The organism is Nostoc sp. DedQUE09 (assembly GCF_034530915.1).
Classification (GTDB): domain Bacteria; phylum Cyanobacteriota; class Cyanobacteriia; order Cyanobacteriales; family Nostocaceae; genus Nostoc.
Window position 1 is genome coordinate 124158 of the sequence record NZ_JAVRCE010000007.1, and the last position, 25905, is coordinate 150062.

Consider the following 25905-nt stretch of genomic DNA (forward strand, 5'->3'; position numbering starts at 1 on the left):
ATTTAGGCGAGATTTGATTAAATCTAAATTACTGTAAATGTTTTTGTATTACTTTATATAATTGATTGCATTTCTCAAATGTGAAATGGTATTATTTATGGTTTTACTACTCTAAACTACCAAATTTATAGCGATTTATAGTAGATTTATATGCCCTATAGGGGGATATAAATTTTAAAAAATGTTGGTATTATAATCCAAATTATTTTAAAGAGGTCAAGCTTATATCACTTAAAAGTTCGTAGAAAAAGCCAAACTTTTAACTATAGATAAGTTAAGTAGACATAATTCAATGTAAAATGCTTATGCCCAGAAACTATATAGGATAAACCTTCTGCCTTCAGCATAGCTGCCTTCTACTTAAATTTTTTATAGGAATAAGCGAAAATTTAAGTTTTTTCTACATATCAAACAAAGTGAAATAATTTACTACTTCAGGTAGATGGAAACGTTCCAAACTGTGCATATAAAAGCTTATAAAGAATAATAAATAAATTATAAAGAATTTTGCTTTGTCTTTAATAGCAAGGTATTTGTATAATGGGTTAAAATTTTATGATGAAAAGAGAAAGTTTACTTTCAGTAGGCATAAGTTATAGGCTTCAAGTTATATATTATGCCTGAATACTTATTCATTTTAAGAAAAAGTCACCTATGGAAACACTAAATGGAGTTTCACAAACGCTTTTAATACCACTTTACGCTAGCTTTTTGGAAACTCAAAGAGATGACGCGATTATTAGAGACGAAAAATCTAAATAAATTATCGATCAGTTAAATCCCGATTTTTCCCAATTTTCAAAAACTATTTGATCAACTCAAGTTGGAATTGCTAACTATTAGAACAGAAATTTTAGACCGAGAGACTAGCAATTTTTTAAAACAAAATCCTACTGGAGTAGTTGTAAATCTTGGTGCAGGTTTATGTACAAGATTCTTCCGCGTAGATAATGGTTTTGTAAAGTGGTTTGAGTTAGATTTAGAACCAGTTAAGCAACTTTGGGGAAAAGTCTTTACTGAAACAGAATGCCATCGATATTTGGTTTATTCTCTTCTGGACTTTTCCTGGATAGATGAAATTAAGCCGTTCGCGGCTTCACCGATTTTATTTATTGCCGAAGGGTTGCTGTTTTATTTTGAAGAGTCTGAAGTAAAAGAAATTATTACAACAATTAAAAATAACTTTCCTGGTTCGGAGATGCTGATAGAAGCTATCGGCCCATCACAAGCTAAAAATACTCAAAAACACCCAGTTGTTTCTAAGACATAGGTGCGATGGCAGAGGATTGTACTAGCGATGTTGGGTGTGGTTGTTTATACGTTCCTCTGGCTTTTTTCGCTAAGTCGTGAAACAACGAAATAGCAAGGGTTTCACACTATATATTCTTTTCAAAAAATTAGCTTTAATGACAATAAATTACAAGATGAAATAGGACTTTTGAATAGAGGTATAGTAAGCGACACCGAGTAGCCCATCGTAAACATCTACGTAGGCATCACTTCGCCAAGGAGATAACGGATGGGGAGAGGGAAAAACTACACTGTGCCCCGATATTTTATTTATCTCGATAGATACATTCTACGTATTTATTTGCCTTCACACAGGTTGTTTTTTCTTGGCTACTTACTCAAAAAAGTACTTTTATTCACTATCATCAAGTTTGACAACTTGTCATTTGACATCTTTGCTACAAAAGGCAAACATTTTAATAAGGAGATATTTAAGAAAAAATTAAGAGCCACGCTTTGAATTTAGTCCTATTTCTACTTGTCTACAGCCAATTTTCTATTTATCCATTTTTTATTAAAAAGTATTACTGTTAGCACAAAGTATGATATTTAATTAATAGCAAAAAAAGTATTACAGCTACTAAGATTTGCCAACTATCTTTGGTAGTTGGAAGTTCGTCGCTGTTCAAACTACTTTAGTGTGAGGACGTTGAGAAATTCATGAACCAACTGTATCTACTAAGGAATTTAGGGCTAGCTACAGTCATAGTAGCGATTTTGAATCAGCAAGTATTAGCAGAAGCTAACACTACAAAAACAAGTCATACAGCAGAACTAGTCACTATTAAAGATATTCCCCAAGCTAAAAACATCCAACATCCTTACACCAATATTAAGGAGTGGGTAGCGCAGCAAGAGCAATCGAGTCCGATTATTCAAGTAACAGGAGTCAAGCTAAATCAAACACAAAGTGGTTTAGAAATCATTTTAGAAACATCTGTTACATCTGACAAGCTGCAAACTTCATTTAAAAGTGAAGGTAATACCCTGATTGCTCTGATCAGCAATGCTCAATTAAAACTGAGTAGTGGTAATTTTTTGCGCTCTGAAAAACCTATTGCGGGAATTAAGCTCTTACAAGTCACAAATCAGAATCCTGGTACTGTCCAAGTAACACTGACAGGTGAAGACGGATTACCAAAAGTCGAGCTGTTTGACAGCGATGAAGGTTTGGTTTTCGCGGTGACACCAGCTGTAACCTCAGCAGAGAAGCCCACCCCTAGCCCTTCCCCTCCTACGGCACCCCTACCCACAGACGAGGAAAGCTTACCATTACCTGGTAGTGAAACACAGCCTGCAAAACCATCATCTGCTAGTGAAGAACCGATTGAGCTAGTAGTGACGGGAGAGCAAGAGGAAGGGTATCGGGTTCAAGAGTCAACTACCGGAACTAAGCTACCTGTGCCGCAACGCGACCTACCCTTATCTGTACAAGTAGTACCACAAGCCGTGATTCGCGATCGCGGGCTGACACGTGTGGAAGAGTTCACTGAAAATATCAGCGGTGTGACTCGCTTTCCTGGCTTTCCGTTTGCGCCCGGATACCGGGTGCGGGGCTTCGGGGAAAGCTACCAGCAACTCCGCAATGGTTTTCCAGACTCGGCTTTTATCAATCCACACGGATTTGCGAATGTCGAACGGGTAGAAGTTCTTAAAGGGCCAGCTTCGGCAATCTATGGGGGGAATTTTGCCTTCGGTGGTGTTGTAAACACAGTCACAAAGAAGCCTTTAGATCAACCATTTTACCAACTGAATTTCACGGCCGGGAACTATAATTTTTTTCGTCCAGCATTCGATATAGGAGGTCCTCTCACCGCAAATGGTTCTCTCACCTACCGTTTGAATGCTTCCTACGAATCCGCAAACAGCTTTCGAGATTTTGTCTTTAACGAGGACTACTTCATTGCGCCAGCTTTTACCTGGCGCGTTAGTCCGCGAACAACGTTAACAGTAGAGTACGAGTATTTCAAAATTTCTAATAACATTTTTGGTGCTAACTTTCCACCAGAGCGAGAGTTTTTGCAAGTGCCTATTAGCAGGTACCTTAGCGAACCAGACTTAGGACCCACTACGGGAACAACACACTGGGGATATTACGACTTTGAACATCGCTTTAGTGATAATTGGAGATTTCGGCAGGGGTTTAGCGTACTCGTTGCCGCTCTCAATATTGGCTCGGAACGATTGGCTAGCACTGCGCTAGAACCGGATCGGCGAAGGCTCAAGCGTGAATCCGTTAAGGGACCGCAGAATAATCAACTCTACACGCTGCAAAACGAAGTCATTGGCAAGTTCAATACAGGCTCCGTGCGACACAATCTTTTGTTTGGTGTGGAATTAAGTCGATTTGCCTATCCCTATACTCGGAGCAGTGCGCCTTTGGCTTCCATCGATATCTTTAATCCTGTTTATGGTGCTAGACCTGGAACTTACACTCTGTTGGACTCTGCGGAATTTGGCAATGATAGTCTCGGAATTTACATACAAGACTTGGTTGAGCTTGCCTCAAATCTCAAGGTGCTAGGTGGCATTCGCTTTGACTCCGTTTATTCCTTCAATGAAAATAGACTAACAAATGAGTTGACAGACCGATCAGATACAAAAATCTCTCCCCGCGTGGGCATTGTCTACCAACCAACGAATTCTACTTCTGTTTATTTCAACTATGCACAAGCCTTCGCTCCCAACACTGGTTACATCACCCGGACGGAAGAATTATTACAACCGCAGACCGGAGACCAGTTTGAGTTTGGACTTAAACAAGATTTCTTCGAGAACCGAGTTTCAGCAACCTTGGCGTTTTACCAGATTACCAGACAGAATGTGCCAACAGCTGACCCTGACCCGGAATTTCGAGACTTTTTCAGTGTTGCAACGGGCGAACAACGCAGTCGTGGGATTGAATTGGATATTGCCGGAGAAATTTTGCCAGGATGGAATATCATCGCTAGCTATGCTTACACGGACACAGAAGTAACAAAGGATACTAATCCAGAGATAGTTAGCGATCGCTTGCCTGGTGTTCCATATCATAGCGCCAGTTTATGGACGACTTATGAGTTGCAAAGTGGAAATTTGCAAGGATTGGGATTTGGCTTGGGGCTAACGTATGCAGAAGATGCTGAGGTGATACTACCCAATACTTTCAAAATTCCCTCTTACCTCAAAGCAGACGCGGCTCTTTTCTACCGTCGAGACAACTATAGATTCGGGCTAAATTTCAAAAATCTCTTTAGCACAAGATATTACGACGTTGATAACGGCTTTGCGTTGATTCCTGGAGCACCTTTGACAGTGTTGGGAACGGTGTCTATCAATTTCTAAATTGAGTGTGTCCTATGAATCGCAAGACAGTATCGAATTTAGTAACACTCTTAGTGGGCAATGTACAAAAATTATTCCAGTAGTAGGCAATGTCTATCCGGAAAAACTTATCAGCGCACGTCCCATCTCCTTCGCTTACTAGTGGTGCTGCTGTTAGTAGGAGCGGCTGCTTGTAGTCGGGTTTCCCAAAACCGCTCACTGCTTAACGCCACCTCTGGGTCCAAGGAGCAGATTATGGTGGACTTGGGGTGGGACGAATATCATATATATGAGAAAGGGTTCGACCCAACAATGGGTTGGCATTACGCCGGTCCTCCTCTGTTTCAAAGTACACTCCTTAGCCGCGACGAAAATTTTGAACTGGTCAATGACCTAGCCCAGAGCTACACCATCAGCAGCGATCGCTTGGTCTGGACAGTGAAAATCCGCCAAGATGTTCGGTTCACAGATGGTCAGCCCCTCTTGGCAGAAGATGTCGCTTACACGTTCAATACAACGAAAGACAGTTTTGGGCGACTGGATATGGAGATTTTGGATCGCGCTGTTGCTACAGGTAAGTATCAAGTAGAACTACACCTCAAACGACCCGATATTACCTTTGTCAATCAACTTGCTAGTTTGGGTATTGTACCCAAGTATGCCCATAACAAAGACTACGCCCGCAACCCAATCGGTTCCGGTCCTTACAAACTAGTGCAATGGAACCAGGGCGAGCAGGTGATCATCGAAGCTAATCCTGACTACTACGGGCACAAACCAGTTATTAAGCGTATTATCCTCCTCTTCACTCAGGGGGATGCTGCTTTTGCCGCCGCTAGAGCAGGTCAAGTTCAGGTGGCTGCAATTCCCAATCATCTAGCCTCACAGCCAGTGGAGGGCATGAAGACCTATGTCATTAAAAGCCTTGGTCACGCTGGGCTGATGTTTCCCTATCCTCCCCGTACAGGGAGGAAGACACCTGATGGCTACCCAATTGGCAACGATGTCACCTCAAACCGAGCGATTCGTCAGGCAGTCAATTATGCGATTGACCGCCAAACTTTGGTTCAAACCTTGTTTAATGGTTACGGTTCCCCAGCGATGAGTCCTGCTAGTGGTCTTCCCTGGGACGAGCCAACAGCAGACATTCAAGACGGGGATATCAACAAAGCCAAGCAAATCCTGAGTGAGGATGGTTGGCGGGATACGAATGGTGACGGCATTTTAGAAAAACAGGGGATCAAGGCAGAATTCACTCTCCTTTACAATGCCCAAGACGCTTTCCGGCAGGGACTGGCTTTAGCAGTTGCCCAAATGCTCAAACCTGTTGGGATTAAGGTAAATGTTGAGGGTAGGAGCTGGACTGAGATTGAACGTCGGATGCAAAGCAATGTTGTCCTTTACGCGCTGGAAACCCACGACTCGCAGCAGTTATCCTTTCTCTTCAAAAGCTCTTTGGCTCAAGGAAAATACCAAAATCCCGGTTACTATAGCAACTCAGTGGTTGATAGAGCGCTTGACCGAGCAGCAGCATCCGCTACAGAGACAGAAGCAATCCAATTTTGGAAGCAGGTGCAATGGGATGGTCAAACCGGAGTAACCACAAAAGGCGATGCAGCCTCTGCCTGGCTAGTTAATATTGATAAAACTTACCTTGTCAGCACCTGTCTCGACGTTAGTAAAACTACCGAACAATCCCGCCACTACACGCTAACGCTTCTACATAACTTGCCTAACTGGAAATGGATTTGTCAATAACAGCCCATCCTTTACTCTTCTGGGTAACTTTATCATGCACTTTTTGATTCGATTTATTCTGCAAAAATTCTTGTATTTGTTGTTGCTCTTACTAACTGTCGCTGTCCTTACTTTCGTGCTAGTTAGCTTATCTCCGGTTGACACTATCAATGCTTATGTTGGTTCTGACGTAATTCGCCTCGGTTCAGAACAAAGAGAATTAATTATCCAGCGTTGGGGGCTTGACAAACCTTTGATTATGCGATTTTTTCTCTGGCTAGGGCAACTGCTTCAAGGCAACCTTGGAACTTCCATGACTTACAATCAGCCAGTTTCTGATGTCATTGCCGAGCGCTTTCAAGCCTCACTCTGGTTAATGGCACTGGCGTGGTTGGGTTCAGGTATTTTAGGAGCCACTTTAGGTGCCTTAGCAGGAGCGAAAGAAACTTCACTGCTGGATCAAGCAATTCGGCTGTATGCTTACACTTTGTCCTCTGCTCCCACCTTTTGGATTGCATTGCTGCTGCTTATTACCTTCTCCGCCACTTTAAAAGTCACTCCTATGTGTTGTGCGACTCCACCAGGAGTGTTGCTTAAAGATGTCACTTTTTGGCAACGTCTATACCATTTGTTACTACCTGCTCTGGCTCTGAGCGTTATTGGGGTTGCAAATATTGCTTTGCAAACCCGCGAAAAACTGATCCAAGTCCTCAATAGTAACTATGCCTTGTTTGCTTACGCTCAGGGAGAAACAACGACTGGAGTCATTTTGCACCACGGTTTACGCAACATTGCTTTACCAGCCCTGACTTTGCAATTTGCATCTCTTAGCGAATTGTTCGGTGGTACTGTCTTAATTGAGAAGGTCTTTGGCTATCCTGGGTTAGGTAGTGCGACCTTACAGGCAGGTTTGCGTAATGATGTCCCGCTACTGGTGGGTATTGTTTTGTTCAGCGTCATCTTTGTGTTTATCGGCAATACCTTGGCAGACCTCAGCTACCAAGTGATTGATCCCCGCATCCGCATAGGAGGTACCAGAGCATGAAACTTCCCACTGCGATTTCAACACATCAAACTTTAGGGCGCAAACTACCACTCATCTTCAGTAATCGTCGTAGTCGAACATTTATGCTTATTGCTCTGTGCGTGATCGTTCTGAGCGTCCTGCTGCTTGGCACCCAACTGATTGGTAAAGCTGGTTTGGAAATTTCCTTACAAGAACGCAACCAACCTCCAACACTTGCTCACCCGTTTGGCACTGACTGGTTGGGACGAGATATGTTCACCCGTACGCTCCACGGTTTGAGCTTGAGCCTATGGGTGGGGCTGCTAACCGCTAGCTTTAGCGCCGTGATCGCCTTGGTACTGGGAACGCTCTCAGCTACACTGGGTGGTAAAGTTGATGCCTTTATCATCTGGATAATTGATGTATTCTTCAGCCTGCCTCACTTAGTATTAGTTATCCTAATTGCCTTTGCTGTTGGGGGCGGAGTCAAGGGGTTAATCATCGCCATCACTATCACCCATTGGATGAACTTGGCTCGTCTGCTACGGGCTGAAGTGCTTCAGATTAAAAGTTCTGATTACGTGCAACTCTCTTCTAAACTAGGACACTCGCCCCTGTGGATTGCCCGCAATCACATATTGCCCCACCTAGTGCCCCAGTTCCTCGTTGGGTTGATTTTGTTGTTTCCCCACGCAATTTTGCACGAGGCTGGGCTTACCTTTTTGGGTTTGGGTCTACCGCCAGAGATTCCGGCAATCGGGATTATCCTGTCGGAGTCAATGCGATACCTATCCACTGGCTACTGGTGGCTGGCGGTAATGCCAGGAATAGCGTTGCTGCTCGCGGTGAAAAGCTTCGACATCTTGGGTCAGAGCCTGCTTGCTTTGTTCGACCCAAAAACAAGTCAGGGGTAACATTATACTATGCTATCAGTTCAAAACCTCAGTGTCACTTTCACCATGTACGATGTGGGTCTGACCCAAAAACGGCTGACCGTCATTATGGATTTGGATTTAGAGGTTGGTGCGGGTGAAGTGGTGGCAGTGGTTGGTTCTAGTGGCTCTGGTAAAAGTCTGCTAGCTCACGCCATTTTGGGTATTTTGCCTTATAATTCCTTGGTTACAGGCAAGATAATTTTTAAAGGAGAACTCCTGACCCCAGAGCGTCAGACCAAGTTGCGGGGCAAGGAAATTGCCTTGATTCCCCAGTCAGTCAGTTATCTTGACCCCCTAATGAGAGTGGGTTCGCAAGTACATCGGGCAGCCCGTTTGAGTGGATTGCCTGCTACCGAAGCAAGAGGAGTTGTTAATCAAACCTTTGAACGCTATGCTCTTCCCCTGCCAGTTAAACAGCTTTACCCCTTTCAACTTTCAGGTGGCATGGCTCGGCGAGTACTAGTTGCTACAGCAGCCGTCGGACGCGCTGAACTGTTGATTGCTGATGAACCGACTCCTGGTTTACATATAGATGTAGTTGTTGAGACACTTAACCATCTACGCGAACTGGCAAATGAGGGCAAAGCGATAATTCTTATCACCCATGACCTGGAAGCGGCTGTGCGAGTTGCAGACAAAGTAGCTGTGTTTTACGCAGGCACGACATTGGAAGTGGCGGCGGCAGAGGATTTTACTGATGGTAATCTGCGTCATCCCTACACACAAGCGCTGTGGCGATCGCTGCCCCAAAATGGTTTCATACCGGTTAAAGGCACCCAACCCAGTCCAGAGGCGCTTCCTGATGGTTGTCTGTTTGCTGACCGCTGTCCCTTGGTGACTGACGCTTGCCAAAAAGCCCGGCCCCAGTTTCATATCGTGCGAGGCGCTCCTGTGAGGTGTATTCATGCTGAAGGGTGAACAGTTGTCTTTTCGCTATCGAGTCAATCAACCTTGGATTTTGCGTGATTTCAGTATTGAAATCAACAAAAGTGAAATTGTAGGCTTGCAAGGTCCAAGCGGTCAGGGCAAAACGACTATAGGTAAGCTACTAGCCGGGTATCTTCAACCAACGGAGGGTAGAGTCACAATCGACGGTAAGCCTCTGCCAAAACAAGGCTATTGCCCGGTACAGCTCATCTTTCAGCACCCAGAACTAGCAATGAACCCCCGCTGGCTGATTAGCCAAATCCTAGCAGAGGGAAAAGGAACATCTAAAGAACTCCTGCAAGGTTTGGGAATTCATTCTAGTTGGCTAAGTCGCTTTCCCCATGAACTCAGCGGAGGAGAGTTGCAACGCATCGCAGTCGCACGCTCGCTCAATAGAGCGACCCGCTACTTAATTGCTGACGAGATGACTGCTATGTTGGATACCAACACTCAAGCACTCATCTGGCGTGCAGTCATTGACTATGCCTGCCAGGTTGAAATAGGTATTTTGGTTATAAGTCATGACATTGCGCTACTCAAGTACCTGTGCCATCGTAGGATTGATTTAAAAGCAGCGCATTGAATTATATCTTCAGATTCAGCCATTTCCTAACGACTGACTGCTCTTAAATTTTTGAATTTGGAATTGCTGATCAACTCACCCTCGTAAATTGGCGAAGGTATTGCACTTAAAACAGTTATCAGTTTAAACCCAAGGACTTTACGAGTTATTGATAACTGTTTACTGTTAAAAGCCATCGCCCGCCCAGCCAAAACGAATCTTTCAATAGAAACCTTGTACTATTATTTCTTACCTGCTTGCACACGCCCTTTTGTACCTTGTGTCACCTTCGATTCTTCTTGCTTACTAGAGTTGACCATTTGCATCAAGTGCTGATTTAGATAACTTTGCGCTGATATGTAGAGACTTTCCCAAATCTCTTGATTACGGCTGATTTTTGTGCCCACTGTATTTCCTGCTGTTTTCTCTGACACCAAATATTTGCGGAAGTAGTTATTCCACAAGTGTTGCAGAAAATCTTCAGCGAATTCGTTAAACGGCAGAATCCATTTATAGTCCTTGTCCAAAAATACCCGATATGATGCGATTATCGGTAGTGCCAGGTCAGTTGGCGCACCAAACCCGAATGAATACTTGCTGTCAGGCAACAATGTAGTTTTACGTATATCAATTGATGCTAAATCGTTGGAACCTTTTCTTCTGGGGCTGCTGATATGGTCTTGAATAATTTCATAGAGTCTTTGCTCTATCCACAGAGCATGAGTCAAGAGAGGCAGTAAGGCGGTTAATCTTTCCCTTTCTGCATCTGTGATGTTACTTGGAAGACTCATCCCTGCTGGGTGTTTGGTTCGTTTATTGCCGTCGGGGTTGTATTTATTTCTGTCGAGGCAGTAAAGGAGCTTCAGCAAATGGGTGACATTACACTGGGCATTTCTGGGAGCGCCGCTTTGGTTTTGGTAATAAGCGATGCGGAATTTTCTATCTTCTTTCTGTTCTAAGGAAGCTAAGTACTGCTTGATGAATTTGTAATCACCCCTGGCGTTGACTTTGGAACGAGAATCTACTGGCGTTGTAGTATTTGAAGCTAGAGCTATATCTTTGGCTAATTCTTCAGTCAGTCCGATGTGAATCGTAACTTTTACCCTCGCTTGGGTTAAGTCGTATTTGTAATTTTTCGCTTGCTCAAATGCTAAAACTGTATGGCCACCGTTGATAATCCCATCGCTACCGCCCTCGTTAGCTTCTAAAATCTCTAGTTCTAGCTCGGTTTTATTTCTGTTGGGCTTAACTTTATTGGCTGACAGAACAATTCCACTGTGGCGAGAGAAGAATTTTACGGGTTCGGTCGTCAGCGAGTCGAAGATTTGTCTGTAGGTCGCGCTTTTGCGGTTTGGTTCGCGGATGTTCGGTTCTAGCGGCAGGTCTATAGGGAACGAGTCTACATGGGCGGTGGCGATAATGCAATTGGGGTTGGCTTGAAAATAGCTATCTACCTTTAAGTTCCAAGTTTTGGGCATAGTTGATTAGAGTTGAGTTAATCTTGAACTTGTGCAATCAGGAAATCAAAAATCTAAAATTATATAAGCAGGACAGCTTATCCTTCACTAATCAACTGTAACAAGGCTTCCGTCGAAATCTTGCCACTGATATCAGCACCTTCCAAGAGGCTGTCTGCCAAATCTCGCTTGTGTTGATGCAATTGCACAATCTTTTCTTCAATAGTATCCTTTGCGACTAAACGATAAATAGTAACAGGGCGTTGTTGCCCAATGCGATGGGCGCGGTCTGAGGCTTGATCTTCCACTGCGGGATTCCACCAAGGGTCTGTATGAATCACATAATCAGCCGCAGTTAGATTCAGTCCTGTCCCCCCTGCTTTGAGACTAATCAGAAAGATATCTCCTGAACCTGCTTGGAACGCATCCACCCGTTTTTTCCGCTCTGCCACTGAAGTACTGCCATCTAAATATTGATAATTAATACCTTGCTGTTCGAGGTAATCGCGGATGATGTGCAAATGGTCAACAAACTGACTAAACACTAACGCTTTATGACGATTTTCCAGAAGTTCACCCAGCACCTCACCAAAAAGCTGTAACTTGGAACTGGGTAATTCAGTATCAGGCATAACCAAACTAGGATTACAGCAAGCACGACGCAGTTTCATAATCTCAGCCAAAACCTGCAAATGTTTCTTTCCTGCTTCTGCATCACTTTCGGTAAGTTTAGATATGGCCTGGCGGCGCAACGCTTCATAGAACGCCTTTTCCTCTCGACTTAACTCTACATGAAGGAGAATTTCGGTACGAGATGGCAACTCTTCTAATACCTGATTTTTTGTCCGCCGCAACAGAAATGGTTGAATCAGTTTTTTGAGTTTATTACGTGCAAGTTTATCTTGATATTTTTCAATGGGGGTAGCAAATCGTTGATTGAAACTTTCAAAAGAACCTAATAACCCAGGATTAATAAAGCGGAATAAATTCCACAACTCACCCAGGTGATTCTCAATCGGAGTCCCAGTAGTCAGCAACTTAAAATTAGATTTTAGGTTCATGGCTGCCTGTGAACGTTTAGTGGTCATATTTTTAATCGCCTGGGCTTCATCCAAGACAATCGTTTGCCACTGTACACCAGAAAGCATTTGCGCTACTTCTTCCTGCTGTAATAAGCCATAGCTGCATACCAACATATCCAATGGTTGTAAACCATCTAATAATTTTTGGCGGTTAGCACCAGAAAATTGAATAATATTCAGAGTTGGGGCAAACTTCTGCGCTTCACTCACCCAATTCATACACACAGAGGTGGGGGCAATAATTAAAGTTGGCCCTTCATGGGCGTTTCTGAGAATGACCGCCAATGCCTGCAAGGTCTTACCGAGTCCCATTTGGTCTGCCAAACAAGCTCCTACACCCCAATGTGCCAGACGCGCCAGCCAACAAAAACCCTCCATCTGGTAGTCACGTAGTTCTGCAATAAGCGTAGATGGCAGTTCTGGTTGGAGGTTCTGTACTTCCTTGAGACGCTCTCTATGTGCCTTCCAGTGTTTATCTGCTTTTACCTTACCTACCTCATCAACAAAATCCTCTAACCCTAATGTCGCTAAGGGGTGAAAACGAATACCTTTATTATGCTTTTCCGAAAACATCCGCAATTCGTCGAGGCGTTTGCGAAAAGCTTGAGTTAAAGCCAGAAATTGACCATCACCAAGGGGGATAAAACGGCTGGGGGTTTTCTCCAGTAGTTCTAGTAGTTGCTGCATATCCAGCACTAGGTCGTTATTCAATTTCAACTCCCCTATGGCTGCAAACCAGTCTTGCTGACGTTGAATTGATAAATTAAAGTCTTTCAAGTCGGCATTGTGACTAACACGCAGTTTTTCTCCTTGTGGCCATTCTATGACTACGTTATTTCCCAGCGTTTGCAGTTCTAGCAGCAGTTCTAAACAGTCTTCTGGATCGTCTATAATCCATTCACCATCTTGTTCTTCAATTTGAGTCAAAGTGGCGCAGGCGGCTATAGCATAGGCGGCAAGTTGCTTTTCTTCAGACAGATTTCGTCGGGTTTGGAGACGTTTACCATCAATCTCGGCAATTACAGTTTCACCACCTGTACCAGGACGGTAGTAGGGGCCACCTTGGGCAAAGGGACGCGACAAAAGGCTAATTTTCAAGCCGGAATTGGCAGGTAAAAGGTGAATATGGGGTAGAGTCTGGGCGGGTACTTCTTCTGCACCTTCTGAACCGCCACCAATGTCAGAATGTACGGTAACGATGCCAGAGACGGCATTTATGGCTGCTAAAACTTGCTTTTCTGCGATCGCAGGCACATTTAATTTATTATTTATACCAATAATCTCTGCAATGCGTCTGTGTTCGGCAGTAATTTCAATGACTTTGATGCGGGTTGGGGTTTCTTTGATATGCAGAATATTCTGTGATTCTGGTAATTTGGGAGAAAATTCCAAGGTGAGACGGCCAAGTTTTTCTTTTTTAACTAGTAGTTCCGGTTCTCCCTTGACAATTTCTACACGGATATTAGGTGTATCTTCCCAAAAAACCAACGGGTGTCCAATTAAAGCAGAGATGGCTTTTTCACCGAAGGTATAATCAACTTTGCCGTAATAGCCTTCACTATATACCTCAATACAACTACATACCCGCATATCTTGGGGTGTGATGTAATCAAACTCAGATAATGCACTATTCAGACGCTTGAGGGCAATGGGGCGACCTTTACTCCATTCTCCTTTGGCATTAACTTTTTGTTCTCGTGGTTGTAAGACACATCTGCTGGGATAGAAGGTAATGAACCATGCTAAACGCAGTTCGGATTCTGGTTTTCCTGGTGTTTGTGGTTCTTTTTGGAGATTTGCCAGGGCATTGAGGCACATTTCCCAAGCTTCTTGGGGTCGAATTAAGTCTACGATGGTTTGGATATTGCTATCTTCTCGCAGTGCCTCTGCAAGTTGTTTATAGTTACTGCTGGGTTTGAGTCGGGATAGGAGTTCTGCGGTTTCCATTGCCAACCAGTGATAACTAGAGGCAAGCGATCGCCTATATAATGGCTCTAATAAATTAGGTAAGCGTTTTTTGGCACTATCAGCATCCATCCAGTAAAGGCATAGCGAACAAAACAAGGTTTGTAAGCTATTTTCTTCTTCTACGGAAGAAATATGACCACTGACTACAAATTGTTTTTGAGTAATATCACCTTGGTGGACTTGCAGTACCATTTTTAGTCTGCCATAAGTGAACCTGAGCCAATGATCCCCTTGACGGGACATCAAACTGCTATACTCTTCTGCTTCTTTGAGGTGTTGCGCTGAACCATCTTTTAAAAGTGCGAGGATAAAAAATAAACCCCCAATTGTATTGAAATATATTTGGCGTTTGCCTGTAGCCTTTTTGATCGCTTTCAGGGCATCTGTATAATATTTTATGGCTTGTTCATTATCACCCCGCAGAAAACTTAACCAACCCCAAAAGATAGCAGCATTATTTTGATATTCATTCGATATACGTTCTAGACTTTCTTGTGCTTCTTGGGTACAACCCTGTAACAACAGTTGTTCTGTCAAAATCAGATGCAGATAATCTGAGCAATGTTTTCCAGGTGTAGAGCATTCTTCTTCCAGCAGCATCAACGCATCTTCAGAAGCAGATAATTTTAAGGCTGAATTGAAGAGGATACTGGATATACCACTTTCATATAATCCTTGTGGTAAGGAGTTAAACCAATCTGCATCAAATGGATTATTGTATATTTGCTCAAAGATATTCTCTATTACTATTTTTTCTTCGCTATCACTGTACTTCTGATAAGCTTCAATTTGCTGATTAATAAAACTAAGGTCTTGGCGATAAATACCAATGCGGATTTCTCTGATACACTGGCGTAAGTTGTAGAATATCCGAGAATCTCTGTTCCAGTGAGTACGTATTGGTAGCTTCTCCTCTACTGCTGTAACCAGTATTTCAAACTGTCCGGTTTGTACAGCATGACGAGTAGCAATTTCTGTAAGTAACGGATGACATTCAGCACCTTGCCTGTTTTCCTGTATTAATAAGCCTGCTTTTAACAATTTATCAATTTGGGAACTGAGGGTTTTAGTAACCCAAGGTTTATTGTTTTCATCTAAAGCGTTAATTTTACTAAGACAACTTACAAATGAATTTTTGTCTATCGGTGCATAAACTACCGAAAACAACTGGATAATCTTTTGTAAGGAAGGGTGTAACTCGAAATATTTCTTCGCGAGTAGTGCTTGTTGTATTGTGGAATTAGGCTCAAAAATAGTCATATTATTTATTCAGTTCTTTAAATAATTCCATTAATTTGCGTTTACGTCCATGAGCCGCTTCTAATTTGGAGCGATAAGCGGACCATTCAGATTTTTGCCCTAGTTGGAGATACGCAGCTTTGACTTTTTTTAGCCAATTAACCGCAGCGTCATAACGGTCAGCTTTTCCTTGTTCCATTATTGGTTCTGCGCGTCTCTTAGCGTTATCAATTACCCAATCTGGACGATGGGAAACTGCTGCATCCATGACTCGATGTACCAATTCTGAAGCATAGTAACTATCTCTTTCTACTGTTTTAATTGCATCATCAATTAATCCTTCATGGAGGAAAATATCAACTTGAGCTTCTTTTATTCCCCAGTCTGGCTGATCTCGTAGTGTTTGCAGTAAATCTTGTTTGAGCGTCAACCAAGTTTCTCCTGCATAGTCTTGAATTTTACCATAGTCTCGAAACGATGGTCTGATTTTAAAAGCAATGATGCTGGCAGTTAAGGCAATGGCATTATCTTCTAATCCTTGGGCTAAATCACTTGTCCAAGTAGCAAATTCATATAAACAGTTACCTGTTAAATTGATACCAGCAAGGCATATTTCCAATGCTTCAACCAAATACCCATCTTCTCGCAATATTTTTGCCAAGGCAAAACCTTCTTCTGCTCTTTCCATCAGGATTTTAGCCGCAGACATGGCCGATTCTACTCTTCCCAAAGCTGCTAATTGGGTTAGGTATTGCAGAGTCATTTCTTCTGATAAAGCTAGATTTAAATACTCTGTGTAACGATTTTGACGTTCAAGAATTTGCAAGCGAATCAATGCTAAATCATCAGCAAAGCTTGGTCGTTCATTTTCCCAAAGTTCTGCGGTATCATCTCCTTGCATAATTTGTTGCAGTGGTTCGTAATCCCAACCTTGACGTAATGCTTCTAAACTCATACTAAAGTCTGCACTGATTTCGTCTTGCCATGATTCCAACATCAACTGCAAATCTACTATTTCTCCTGTAGACATTTCTGCACACAAAATTGCTTCTGTCCACGCGCTATCAAGAGGTTCTGCGATGGAATAACTGTCTCCACCGTAATCTAATAACTCGTCCCATTCTTGGGCATAAGTTTCGGTAATAGTTTCGAGAATTGCGATCGCATTATTACCATCTCCATTTTCTGCCAACTCCCGCGCTTTCTCAATTACAGCCAGTAAATCATCTGTAAATGGGTCTTCTTCTGAACCATACTCTAATTCTTTCAATCCATCCCGCAAAATCCGTTTGACATGAGAGCGAAAAGGTGATGTGTCAATTTTGCTTTGACGGGTAGAAGACTGTTTGGTTTTTGGTTTTGGCAAGTCTATCAAACTTACAAACTCATCAATATCATCAATTATTTCTGGTCTATTTTCCACCAGTTCTTGCAGTAATCGCTGAGTTTGAAGAAGATCGAGGCGATTTAATAATTGTTCTAGCGTTGGACGTTCTTCAATAATCTTTGATTGGCGCGAACAGCTTAATAAAGTGGCAACGATATGTTTACACCAACCATCATAATCATAAGGACAAGTACAACTTGCTGAGGTAATTCCACCTGCATCAAAACGAATACTGACTTGATATGGTGTAATTTCGCCACCTTCTACCTCTGCCTGAATCATATTACCGCGTTTTTTGAGATCAGCGATCGCACCCCTGCGGTAATATTCTTCACCACGACTGTAGGATGAAGCGTTGGAGTTATGACGGATTATTGCTTCAGAAATTTCTGGAATCGACATAGCACCCAAGTCTTTTATTTTTAGCTTACGCTTAAACTGCCTTTATTTCTCCTTGAGCCGATATCCCACTTAAATCCAATATCCATGAATGAAATTGATTCAAGTCGGAAAACTGGACAAGGGATAAAAGTGATGTTAGCTTCTCTGGTGAAGAAAATATTGGGCTTTATCAATCGTCACAGTGGGCAGAACGTGGATTCTGTAAGCAGTGTGGTAGCCATCTCTTTTATAGATTAAAACAAAATAACCAGTATTTCATGCCTGTTGGACTATTCGATAGTTCTGAAGGTCTTGTTTTCGATCATCAGGTATTCATTGATGAAAAGCCCCAATATTACTGTTTTGCCAATGAAACTAAAAACCTGACAGGGGCCGAGGTCTTTGCACAGTTTGCATCTCCTGAATGACCCTAAACATTAGAGTTACTTTTTACCAGTTTGAATTAGGTTGGGCGAATGAGCGCACTGCTTCACTCACCCAACAGACAACAAATCACCCAGCGATATCCTTCCCGCTTTTATAGTTCATAGCTCTGGGTTTCCTCTTGCCTATAGGAACTAATTTCGATTGCTTAGGTGCTTGTGGCGGACGGCATTGCTCACAGTAGAGTGGTCGCACACCAAAGGTTTCTCGTTGTGTGGGTTGCTCACACTGCTTACATACGAAGTTAAAAACGCGAGTATGAATTTCCCGCTTGTGCGCTCTAACGGTGTACTCTCGGACTTCAATAGTTTTGCTGGGCATCGGTTCTTTCTTTGGTGTTTTATTTATAAGGATAGTTTCTAGATAGCAATATATTCATACACCATTTGATTCAAACAGGGGCAATCTGATGGTTTTTGGCCGGGGATTAAGCAGAGGCGATGCCGCCGGAAAGTGCGAATATGCGATCGCACTCGTAAGTGCCGCAATTGGAGGCATCTAAAAAGGCAGTGGCGACTTGTTTGCAGTCTTTGGAGTAGCGGATTTTGCTCATATAAATGAAACACTTAATTAAGAAGATAGTCTTTAATCTTGTTTTGATGAGAGCGCAAAATTTTTAAAGCAAGATGTTCAGTTTTACGAATTGTTTCTCGACTAAGATTTAGGCGTTTTGCAACTTGACTCAAAGTTAATTCTTGATTATCTTCTAATCCAAAACGTAGAGTCAATACTTCTCGTTGCCTTGGCTTAAGCAATGCCAGCAACTCGCTCAAGTCCTGGTGTAAAAACTCTTGAGTTATTTGCTCATCTAAAGAAATGCTATCCATCGGTAAAATATCGACTAGTTCACTTTCACCCTCATCTCCCACTCTCATTTCTAATGAAACTGGAGACTTGGAAACCTGAAGGTAATCTCTTATTTGGCTTGGCAATAGATTCAACGATTCGGCAATTTCTGCTACAACCGGAGGACGACCCAAAGATTGAGACAGTTGCTGCTGTACTCTCCTGATTTTGTTTAACTTTTCGTTGATATGAATTGGTAAACGAATAGTGCGAGACTTATCTGCTATAGCACGTGTTATTGACTGGGTAATCCACCAATAAGTATAGGTTGATAGTTTGTAGCCTTTGTTAGGGTCAAACTTTTCGATTCCTCGTTGCAGTCCCAGTGCCCCTTCTTGGAGCAAGTCGAGAAAATCTAAATTGTGGTTCTGGTATTTTTTGGCAACAGAAACCACCAACCGTAGGTTAGCTGTCACCATTTTCTGTTTAGCTTTTTGACCTTGTTGAACGATTGACTGTACTTCAGCTTCGGTTTGCCCAAGCAAGGTAGCTAATTCTCTTGCAGTTGGTTGTCGATTTAGTTGAAGTGCGAGGCTTGAGCGCTGTTCTTCAATCGCCATCATCTGCTGTACAAGCCTAGCATTTGTAATTTCTTGCTCAGGAGTTAGCAGAGGGTAGCGTCCGATTTCTTTTAAGTAGGAACGAACTAAGTCGGTAGTTGGACTGGGCATACTTTCAATTAATTGTGACGACTACTTTTGTTTTTCTTTTGAATATAATTTTTTATTTCAAGGATTAGCTAGCAAATTAAATCTTAACCCCAATGTTTATCTTTGGAAAACAAGTTTATAACTATAATACTTGAAGTCTTCAAATAGGTAAATACTAAAATCTGCTTTATTTTATAACCAAGCTTTAAAAATACAGAGAAATTTGTCTAAATTAAATCAAAGAGACGCTACGCTAAATTTTGAGTGAAGTCCTCTCTTCAAGAGAGGAGATGTTCAAATTCGCTTCACATTTGAACAAGGCTTAAGAACGCTTTGCGTAAATCAATTGAAAATTACAAATACTTAGTTGAGAAAAATGATGGATATGCAATCTTTACTCACTTTGACAATCGAAGTCATCTTTTGGGCATTCTTTACTCTCGTTATATTCCAGTTCATTAGCGGACTATTTGTATCGGCTGCTTACGCTAGTAATGTGGTTTCGGTTAGCAATGGAAATATAGCCACTTCTACAATCCCATCAGTATCAGAAGTAATCACAACACAAGCGATGACTTTTGAAAAATTGCCAGATCCTTGGACGTTAGAGGACAAAGTTGTTCATCGCACAAGCAATGAAGCAGTTGTTCTCTCATTCCCTACATTGAGATTGCTGCCTCCAGTGAAAGAAATTTCACCACAACCAAAACGTACTACTCGTTCAAGCAAAGCTAACAATGCTGCCAACAAGTCACCTAAAACTAAACAGGCTGATGTAAAGTCTTCAGGCAAGCGCAAGCCAGGTAGACCGCGTAAAACTGCTTAATTCGCTTTTTAATTCTCGTTCGATCACCGAAGAATAAATATCTGAAGGTTTAAAAGTTTAAATGAGGCTAATGAAGAAGGTTAAAGGGGAAAGGGGAAGGGGAAAGGGAACCAATAACTTAAAAGCTCTTGTTCCAAATAAAGACGCTGCTAAGTTCTCGCACTACGTGTCTCAAAAATCTTCTTTTTTGTTCTCCACAATTAGGACAGGGGCTTTCTACCTTGTGGGGAAAAGTTCTAGATTCTGTGCCCTTTCCCCCTTCCCACTTTCCCTTTTCCCTTTCTTGGTAATTGCCTCATTTATTAATAAGAGAAAGGCTTCGCCATAGCAAAAGTGAAAAAATAATATTGTGAGTGATGCAATGGTACAACAACTTTTCACTCAGGGTTCTCTATTCGATTTGCAAACAGTAATCGATTATGGGCAGTCAGTTATTAATGTTGCCCAAGAGCTTGCAAAAGTTTTAATAGATAATCGCTTTCTCTCTACAAAAACTGTTTCTTCCCAAATGAATCGATACTTTCTAGGCACTGCTGCGTCCGGTGCGTGGCAGTGGAAAGACGCTTACGAAGCTATTGAAGTGGCGCAAATCTTATATCTGCGTCATCTGGGAATTAAGATTTTATCACAACAACCTCAAGTGGTTGTGCAACAATTAGAAGAATTAACAGCCCTCTGTCCGACGCATACTCGCCGCAGTGAAGAGTCAGTACAGCTTCAGCAATTCTCCACCCCTTTGCCGCTTGCTTATCTGGTAGCCAAAGCAGGATTTGTACAAGCTACTGATTTGGTGCTGGAGCCATCTGCCGGAACTGGTCTATTGGCACAAATGGCTAAACTGCACAGTGCAAGTCTGATGCTCAACGAGCTTGCACCCGATAGAAGTAAGATTCTGCGTCGGTTGTTTCCAGGTACACCACTATTCTCAGTAAACGCGGAACAGATCAACGACTATCTGCTTGGCAAGACTCAGCCCTCAGTTGTGCTGATGAATCCACCTTTCTCTGCATCTCCCAAAATCAACAGTCGCAACCCCGACGCAACTAAGAGCCACATAAACTCGGCATTGCAAAGACTGGCTGACGGTGGACGGCTGGTAACAATCACAGCCAACTGGTTCTCTCCGGCTAACCCAAGCTGGCGTGAGACTTTTGTTAAGTGGCAGGATTTTGCGCGAGTTCTACTATCTGTTGGGATTAACGGCAAGGTGTACTCAAAACATGGTACGCAAATTGACACCAGAATCACAGTAATTGACAAGGTTCCGGCTGACTCCAGCGAAATTCCTTGCATTACCGAAACTTTAAATCTGCCTGAAATACTGGCACTGATTCAGCAATTGCCTGGGCGTTCGTCTTTGACGTTGCCGCAGGCATCGCAATGCAATGCTGCAACTATTAAAGCTGCTGTCGTTGCAGCGAAGGTTGTTAAACTGCCAACGAAGCGTACAGCGATCACTTTACCAGAACCCTCCGCAGAAATTCCAGATGTGGTTATTCTGGAATACGAAGTCGTCGAATGGTTTGCTACAGATGGACTCAAAGATACTTTATATGAAACCTATCGCCCACAAAGAATCCGGATCAAGGGCGCTTTACCTCATCCCTCGCTACTCTGTGAGAGTGCAGCCCTAGCGCTTGTCTCGCCACCACCACCCACTTACAAACCGCATCTCCCGCGAAACATTGTCTCACAAGGATTGTTATCTGAAGCACAACTTGAAAGCGTTATTTACGCAGGTCAGGCGCACGGTGAATTTCTTTCTGGGTCTTATATTGTCGATGATTCATGGGATAATGTGACTGTAGCGGCTCAAGGCGAAGAAAATGCCGTAAAATTTCGTCGTGGCTGGTTCTTAGGCGATGGGACAGGCGCGGGGAAAGGAAGACAATGTGCAGGAATCATCCTCGACAACTGGTGTCAGGGACGAAGAAAAGCCATTTGGGTATCCAAAAGTTCTGCCTTAGTTGAAGATGCCCGTAGAGACTGGTGTGCGCTCGGAGGTAGTGAGAAAGATATTATCGACCTCTCAAATATCAAACTTGGCGACCCCATCCCTTTCACCCAAGGTATTCTCTTCTGCACGTACTCAACTCTACGCTCTCAAAAGAACGGTAAAAGTCGGCTCAAGCAAATTGTTGAATGGGCAGATAAGGACTTTGAGGGTGTCATTTCATTTGACGAATGCCACAGTATGGGAAATGCTATGGCGCAAGAGGGAACGCTGGGTATGGTTGCAGCTTCTCAGCAGGGTATTGTTGGGCTTCGACTGCAAAATGCACTTGCCAAAGCCAGGGTTATATACGTGTCCGCAACTGGCGCGACAAAGGTTTCTAATCTCTCCTACGCGAACAGGTTAGGATTGTGGCAAACTGGCGACTTCCCATTCACAAACCGTGAGGATTTTGTGGAGTCTATCTCTGTTGGTGGCATTGCGGCGATGGAGGTGGTGGCTAGGGATTTGAAGGCACTCGGTTTGTATTTGGCGCGATCGCTCTCTTTTGATGGTGTTGAATACGATACTCAAGAAATCGAGTTAACTAAAACTCAAGAAAGGATTTACAACAGCTACGCCGACGCTTTTCAAATTATCCACAATAACCTTTATAAAGCATTAGAAGCGTGTAACATTACTGGCGCGAAAACATATAACCGTGCTGCAAAGATGTCCGCCATGTCTCAGTTCGAGAGCCACAAACAAAGGTTCTTTAACCATCTTCTCACAGGAATGAAATGTCCCATGTTGATCAAAGCGATTGAACAGGATATTGCTCTGGGGCTAGCTGTTGTCATTCAAATCGTTTCAACTAACGAAGAGTTATTGAAACGACGACTTAATGAAGTTCCGGCTTCCGAATGGAAGGATCTCAATCTTGACTTGACCCCACGAGAATATGTGATGGACTACTTGATGAGTGCTTTCCCTGTTCATCTGCATTCCATTCATTCAGGTGCTGATGGTGAAGAACGCTCAGAACCAGTCTTTGATGCCGATGGTTCTCCAGTTATCTCTATTGAAGCTGTAGCCTTGAGAGATACTCTAGTTGATCGACTAGCAAGCCTTGACCCAATCCCCGGCGCATTAGAACAATTGCTGTGGCATTTTGGTCACAAACAGGTGGCTGAGGTTACTGGTCGCAGTAAGCGAGTTCTCAAAGATGAATCTGGACGTTTGTTTGTTGATTCACGCGGTGCTGGTGCGAATATTGCTGAAACTGCTGCGTTTATGCAGGGAAACAAACAAATCCTCATTTTCAGTGACGCTGGTGGTACGGGTCGCAGCTATCACGCTGACCTCAACGCTGTGAATAGGAGACGGCGATCGCACTATCTGCTTGAAGCCGGCTGGAGAGCAGACAATGCAATCCAGGGGTTGGGACGATCTCACAGAACCAACCAAGCATCTGCGCCCGTGTTCAGACCAGTCACGACGAACGTTATCGGTGAACGCCGATTCATCTCAACCATTGCCCGACGGCTGGATAGCTTGGGCGCTCTTACTCGTGGTCAACGCCAAACAGGTGGCAATGGGATATTTGAAGCTAAGGATAATCTGGAGTCGAACTATGCAGAACACGCCCTGTATGAGTTATTCAGGCAAATATACCAAGGTCGATTTTATGAAGTGCCTTTAGGAAAGTTCGAGCAAATGACTGGACTGTGCTTAACCTCTCACGAAGGCGGGATGAAAATCGACTTGCCCTCATTACGGCAATTCCTTAATCGGCTGCTGGCTTTACGCATCGATATGCAAAACATCATTTTCGAGCGTTTTGAGTTGTTGCTAAGTCAACAGATTGAAGCAGCGATCGCGGCAGGGGTCTATGAGATGGGTGTAGAGACACTCCGGGCTGAACGCTTTGCTGTTGAGAGCCAGGAAGCTGTGTACACTCATGCTCAAACTGGTAGCGTCACCAATTACTTGAAAGTGGAACGCACTCAGAAGAACAACATCAGAACTGCTGACGAGATGTTAGAGTTCGCCACTCAATATCAAGGAAAACTCATGATCAACACCAAGTCAGGCAATGCTGCTGTATCAATTCCGACACATAGTATCTACGACGCTGATGGTGGTGTTGTCCCAAGAGTTTTGCTGATTCGTCCACAGAAAGAAACTCGCGTACCAGTCCAAGACTTGGAATCTTCCACATGGGGGCAAGTTTCTATTGATGCGTTTACTGCTGCTTGGTCTACTGAAGTAGACGCACTGCCCAAGTTCACTACCGATTACCTGCATTTGGTAACTGGTATTCTCCTACCCATCTGGAAAATACTACCACAGCACAATAGCCGAGTCTTCCGGTTGCAAACCAGCGATGGACAAAAGATTCTCGGTCGGGTGGTGAATGCTCACGACATTCAAACCGTGCGCGAACAACTCGGACTAAGAAATCAGGTGCTTTCTCCAGAAGAACTTGTGAAGCTGGTACTAAACGAGAGATATACACAGCAGTTGCCGGGTGGCGTAACTTTACGGCGTTCTTACATTGCCGCAGAACCTCGCATAGAACTGGTTAATGCTATCTCACTGGTAGAGCGACTCTTAGCTGTGGGTTGCTTCACCGAGATCATCAATTGGCAAAAGCGCCTATTCATTCCGGTTTCAGACAAAGCCCCAGCTATTCTCGCGGCTGTGATTGAAATCTTGGGATAATTCCTAACCTAAAAGACCCAGGCATTTAATCTGGGTCTTTTTTACTTTCAAAAAAATTGCCCCTTACTGGTATTGGCTATCTTAACTAAATACTGATTCAAATAACTTTGGGCAGCGATGATAGCACCAAGGAAGGTGTTCCGCCATCGCACACCAACCGCATCTGCTTACACTCGGTAGGCAAATAATTAAAAGACTTCAGATGCTGTAGAGATTGAAGATACTTTACTGTTCCCATTGATGAAACCAAAAAACGCAAACCTCAAAGGTGAAAGCTAGTCAGCACCTTCTATTAACTCTTGTGGATGCAGATTTGCACTCCTCAACAAACGGCGTAGATTGACAACACCAGAGCGGTTCAAACGTAGAGCTTTAACTGTTGCTCGACCACAAGGCGTTTTACCAATCACCTCTGTAAAATCATCACTCCAGTTAAAATGCTCTTTCCAAACTTGCAGCCGAGGATTATACAGTGCTATTTTCTCTCCCGTTTCTGAATCGATTGCTTGTGTTTTAGTATGTTTATAACTATTACAGCCAAAGCAACTCCAAGCAAGATTTTCTAAAATCGTTTCACCACCTGCAATTCGAGGTTTTATATGTTCAATTGTAAAGCTCTGTGTCGCAAACTGCTCCCAACAATAACAATACTCGCAGTAACCACGCGCACGAGCAGCAACAATACGCCTAATTGATTCTGGAACTCGCTCCGACATCAAATTACATTAGTATGTGTAGGTAAAAACTCATTAATTAGCACTTTCAAATCACATGAGCGAAGTTGAGCCAGCTGAATCAATGCCTCTGCGCGTTCCGCATCTTCTTGTTCAACACGTTCAACGTACATCAGTAACTCCTGATGCTCTGTCTGTGTAATTTCTCCAGTCTCATTTTGCTGACGTAAATAAGTCAATCTATCTTGTTGTTCAGGAGACAGACGATGTTGAATAACTTCAATTAAAGCTGCTTCCCCAGCTTGAGGCATCGTTGTTTGTGACCCCTGTAAAGCCTCATCAAAAAGGGATTCCAAAAATTCAACTGCTTTTACTAAAGATTCTCCAGGTAATTGCTCCACTAGAGCGATCGCTCTTTTGCGAATTTCTATAGGTACAGTCATCAAAAACCTGACCTCCTTGGCATATAGCTTAAATTATAACTAGTAGTTTGTTTTCCCCAGCAGAAGTTGTGTGAGGGGTGGCAAAAGAGGA

General features: G+C 43.1%; 18 protein-coding genes. 10 read left to right on the forward strand and 8 right to left on the reverse strand.

Features of this window, described 5'->3' with window-relative positions:
• The first annotated feature begins 829 nt into the window (after positions 1-829).
• The 7 genes from RMY27_RS07065 (at position 830) to RMY27_RS07095 (ending at position 9781) form a co-directional block, all read left to right on the forward strand.
• Positions 830-1270 carry a class I SAM-dependent methyltransferase gene (locus RMY27_RS07065; RefSeq protein ID WP_322661710.1) on the forward strand — a complete coding sequence of 147 codons (441 nt, stop codon included), beginning with the start codon at positions 830-832 and terminating at the stop codon, positions 1268-1270.
• A gap of 680 nt (positions 1271-1950) precedes the next feature.
• Positions 1951-4614: a TonB-dependent siderophore receptor gene (locus RMY27_RS07070; RefSeq protein ID WP_322661711.1), complete on the forward strand. Its 2664-nt coding sequence runs from the start codon at positions 1951-1953 to the stop codon at positions 4612-4614.
• 234 nt (positions 4615-4848) lie between these two features.
• Complete coding sequence (locus RMY27_RS07075) at positions 4849-6351, forward strand: ABC transporter substrate-binding protein (protein WP_322661713.1); 1503 nt, start codon at positions 4849-4851, stop codon at positions 6349-6351.
• Between the two features lie 34 nt (positions 6352-6385).
• A complete protein-coding gene (locus RMY27_RS07080; protein WP_322661715.1) occupies positions 6386-7375 on the forward strand; it encodes an ABC transporter permease in 990 nt (329 codons plus the stop codon).
• Positions 7372-8250, forward strand: coding sequence for an ABC transporter permease (locus RMY27_RS07085; protein WP_322661717.1), 879 nt, complete (start codon positions 7372-7374; stop codon positions 8248-8250). The genes RMY27_RS07080 and RMY27_RS07085 overlap by 4 nt, the downstream gene beginning before the upstream one ends.
• 9 nt (positions 8251-8259) lie before the next feature.
• Positions 8260-9189, forward strand: a complete 930-nt coding sequence (locus RMY27_RS07090; RefSeq protein WP_322661719.1) for an ABC transporter ATP-binding protein — start codon at positions 8260-8262, stop codon at positions 9187-9189.
• Positions 9176-9781 carry an ABC transporter ATP-binding protein gene (locus RMY27_RS07095; RefSeq protein WP_322661721.1) on the forward strand — a complete coding sequence of 202 codons (606 nt, stop codon included), beginning with the start codon at positions 9176-9178 and terminating at the stop codon, positions 9779-9781. The genes RMY27_RS07090 and RMY27_RS07095 overlap by 14 nt, the downstream gene beginning before the upstream one ends.
• A 221-nt stretch (positions 9782-10002) precedes the next feature.
• On the opposite strand, the gene RMY27_RS07100 is transcribed toward RMY27_RS07095, so the two are convergent.
• The 3 genes from RMY27_RS07100 to RMY27_RS07110 form a co-directional block, all read right to left on the reverse strand.
• Complete coding sequence (locus RMY27_RS07100; RefSeq protein ID WP_322661723.1) at positions 10003-11238, reverse strand: AIPR family protein; 1236 nt, start codon at positions 11236-11238, stop codon at positions 10003-10005.
• Between the two features lie 77 nt (positions 11239-11315).
• Entirely contained in the window at positions 11316-15527 is a 4212-nt protein-coding gene (locus RMY27_RS07105) for a DEAD/DEAH box helicase (RefSeq protein WP_322661725.1), read from the reverse strand.
• 1 nt (position 15528) lies between these two features.
• On the reverse strand, positions 15529-17295 hold the full coding sequence (locus RMY27_RS07110) for an SWIM zinc finger family protein (RefSeq protein WP_322661727.1): 1767 nt from the start codon (positions 17293-17295) through the stop codon (positions 15529-15531).
• 158 nt (positions 17296-17453) lie between these two features.
• Here RMY27_RS07110 and RMY27_RS07115 point away from each other — a divergent pair, with 158 nt between their 5' ends.
• Positions 17454-17702 (forward strand): GFA family protein, encoded by a 249-nt coding sequence (locus RMY27_RS07115; RefSeq protein WP_322661785.1) that lies wholly within the window; start codon positions 17454-17456, stop codon positions 17700-17702.
• Between the two features lie 85 nt (positions 17703-17787).
• On the opposite strand, the gene RMY27_RS07120 is transcribed toward RMY27_RS07115, so the two are convergent.
• The 3 genes from RMY27_RS07120 to RMY27_RS07130 all read right to left on the reverse strand — a co-directional run bounded on the left by RMY27_RS07120 (position 17788) and on the right by RMY27_RS07130 (position 19235).
• Entirely contained in the window at positions 17788-18039 is a 252-nt protein-coding gene (locus tag RMY27_RS07120) for a hypothetical protein (RefSeq protein WP_181927312.1), read from the reverse strand.
• A gap of 106 nt (positions 18040-18145) precedes the next feature.
• Positions 18146-18271 carry a hypothetical protein gene (locus RMY27_RS07125; protein WP_322661729.1) on the reverse strand — a complete coding sequence of 42 codons (126 nt, stop codon included), beginning with the start codon at positions 18269-18271 and terminating at the stop codon, positions 18146-18148.
• Positions 18272-18284: 13 nt separating this feature from the next.
• The gene (locus RMY27_RS07130; protein ID WP_322661731.1) at positions 18285-19235 is read right to left on the reverse strand and encodes an RpoD/SigA family RNA polymerase sigma factor; all 951 of its coding nucleotides are present in this window, start codon (positions 19233-19235) and stop codon (positions 18285-18287) included.
• 364 nt (positions 19236-19599) lie between these two features.
• On the opposite strand from RMY27_RS07130, the gene RMY27_RS07135 reads away from it, so the two are divergent.
• Positions 19600-20040: a hypothetical protein gene (locus RMY27_RS07135; protein WP_322661732.1), complete on the forward strand. Its 441-nt coding sequence runs from the start codon at positions 19600-19602 to the stop codon at positions 20038-20040.
• 361 nt (positions 20041-20401) lie between these two features.
• Positions 20402-24697 carry a strawberry notch-like NTP hydrolase domain-containing protein gene (locus RMY27_RS07140; protein ID WP_322661733.1) on the forward strand — a complete coding sequence of 1432 codons (4296 nt, stop codon included), beginning with the start codon at positions 20402-20404 and terminating at the stop codon, positions 24695-24697.
• A gap of 275 nt (positions 24698-24972) precedes the next feature.
• Here the strand turns inward: RMY27_RS07140 and RMY27_RS07145 are convergent, their stop codons facing one another.
• Together RMY27_RS07145 and RMY27_RS07150 are read right to left on the reverse strand one after the other, a co-directional pair.
• Entirely contained in the window at positions 24973-25413 is a 441-nt protein-coding gene (locus RMY27_RS07145) for an HNH endonuclease signature motif containing protein (RefSeq protein WP_322661735.1), read from the reverse strand.
• Positions 25413-25814, reverse strand: a complete 402-nt coding sequence (locus RMY27_RS07150; RefSeq protein WP_322661787.1) for a hypothetical protein — start codon at positions 25812-25814, stop codon at positions 25413-25415. The genes RMY27_RS07145 and RMY27_RS07150 overlap by 1 nt, the downstream gene beginning before the upstream one ends.
• Positions 25815-25905 lie beyond the last annotated feature (91 nt).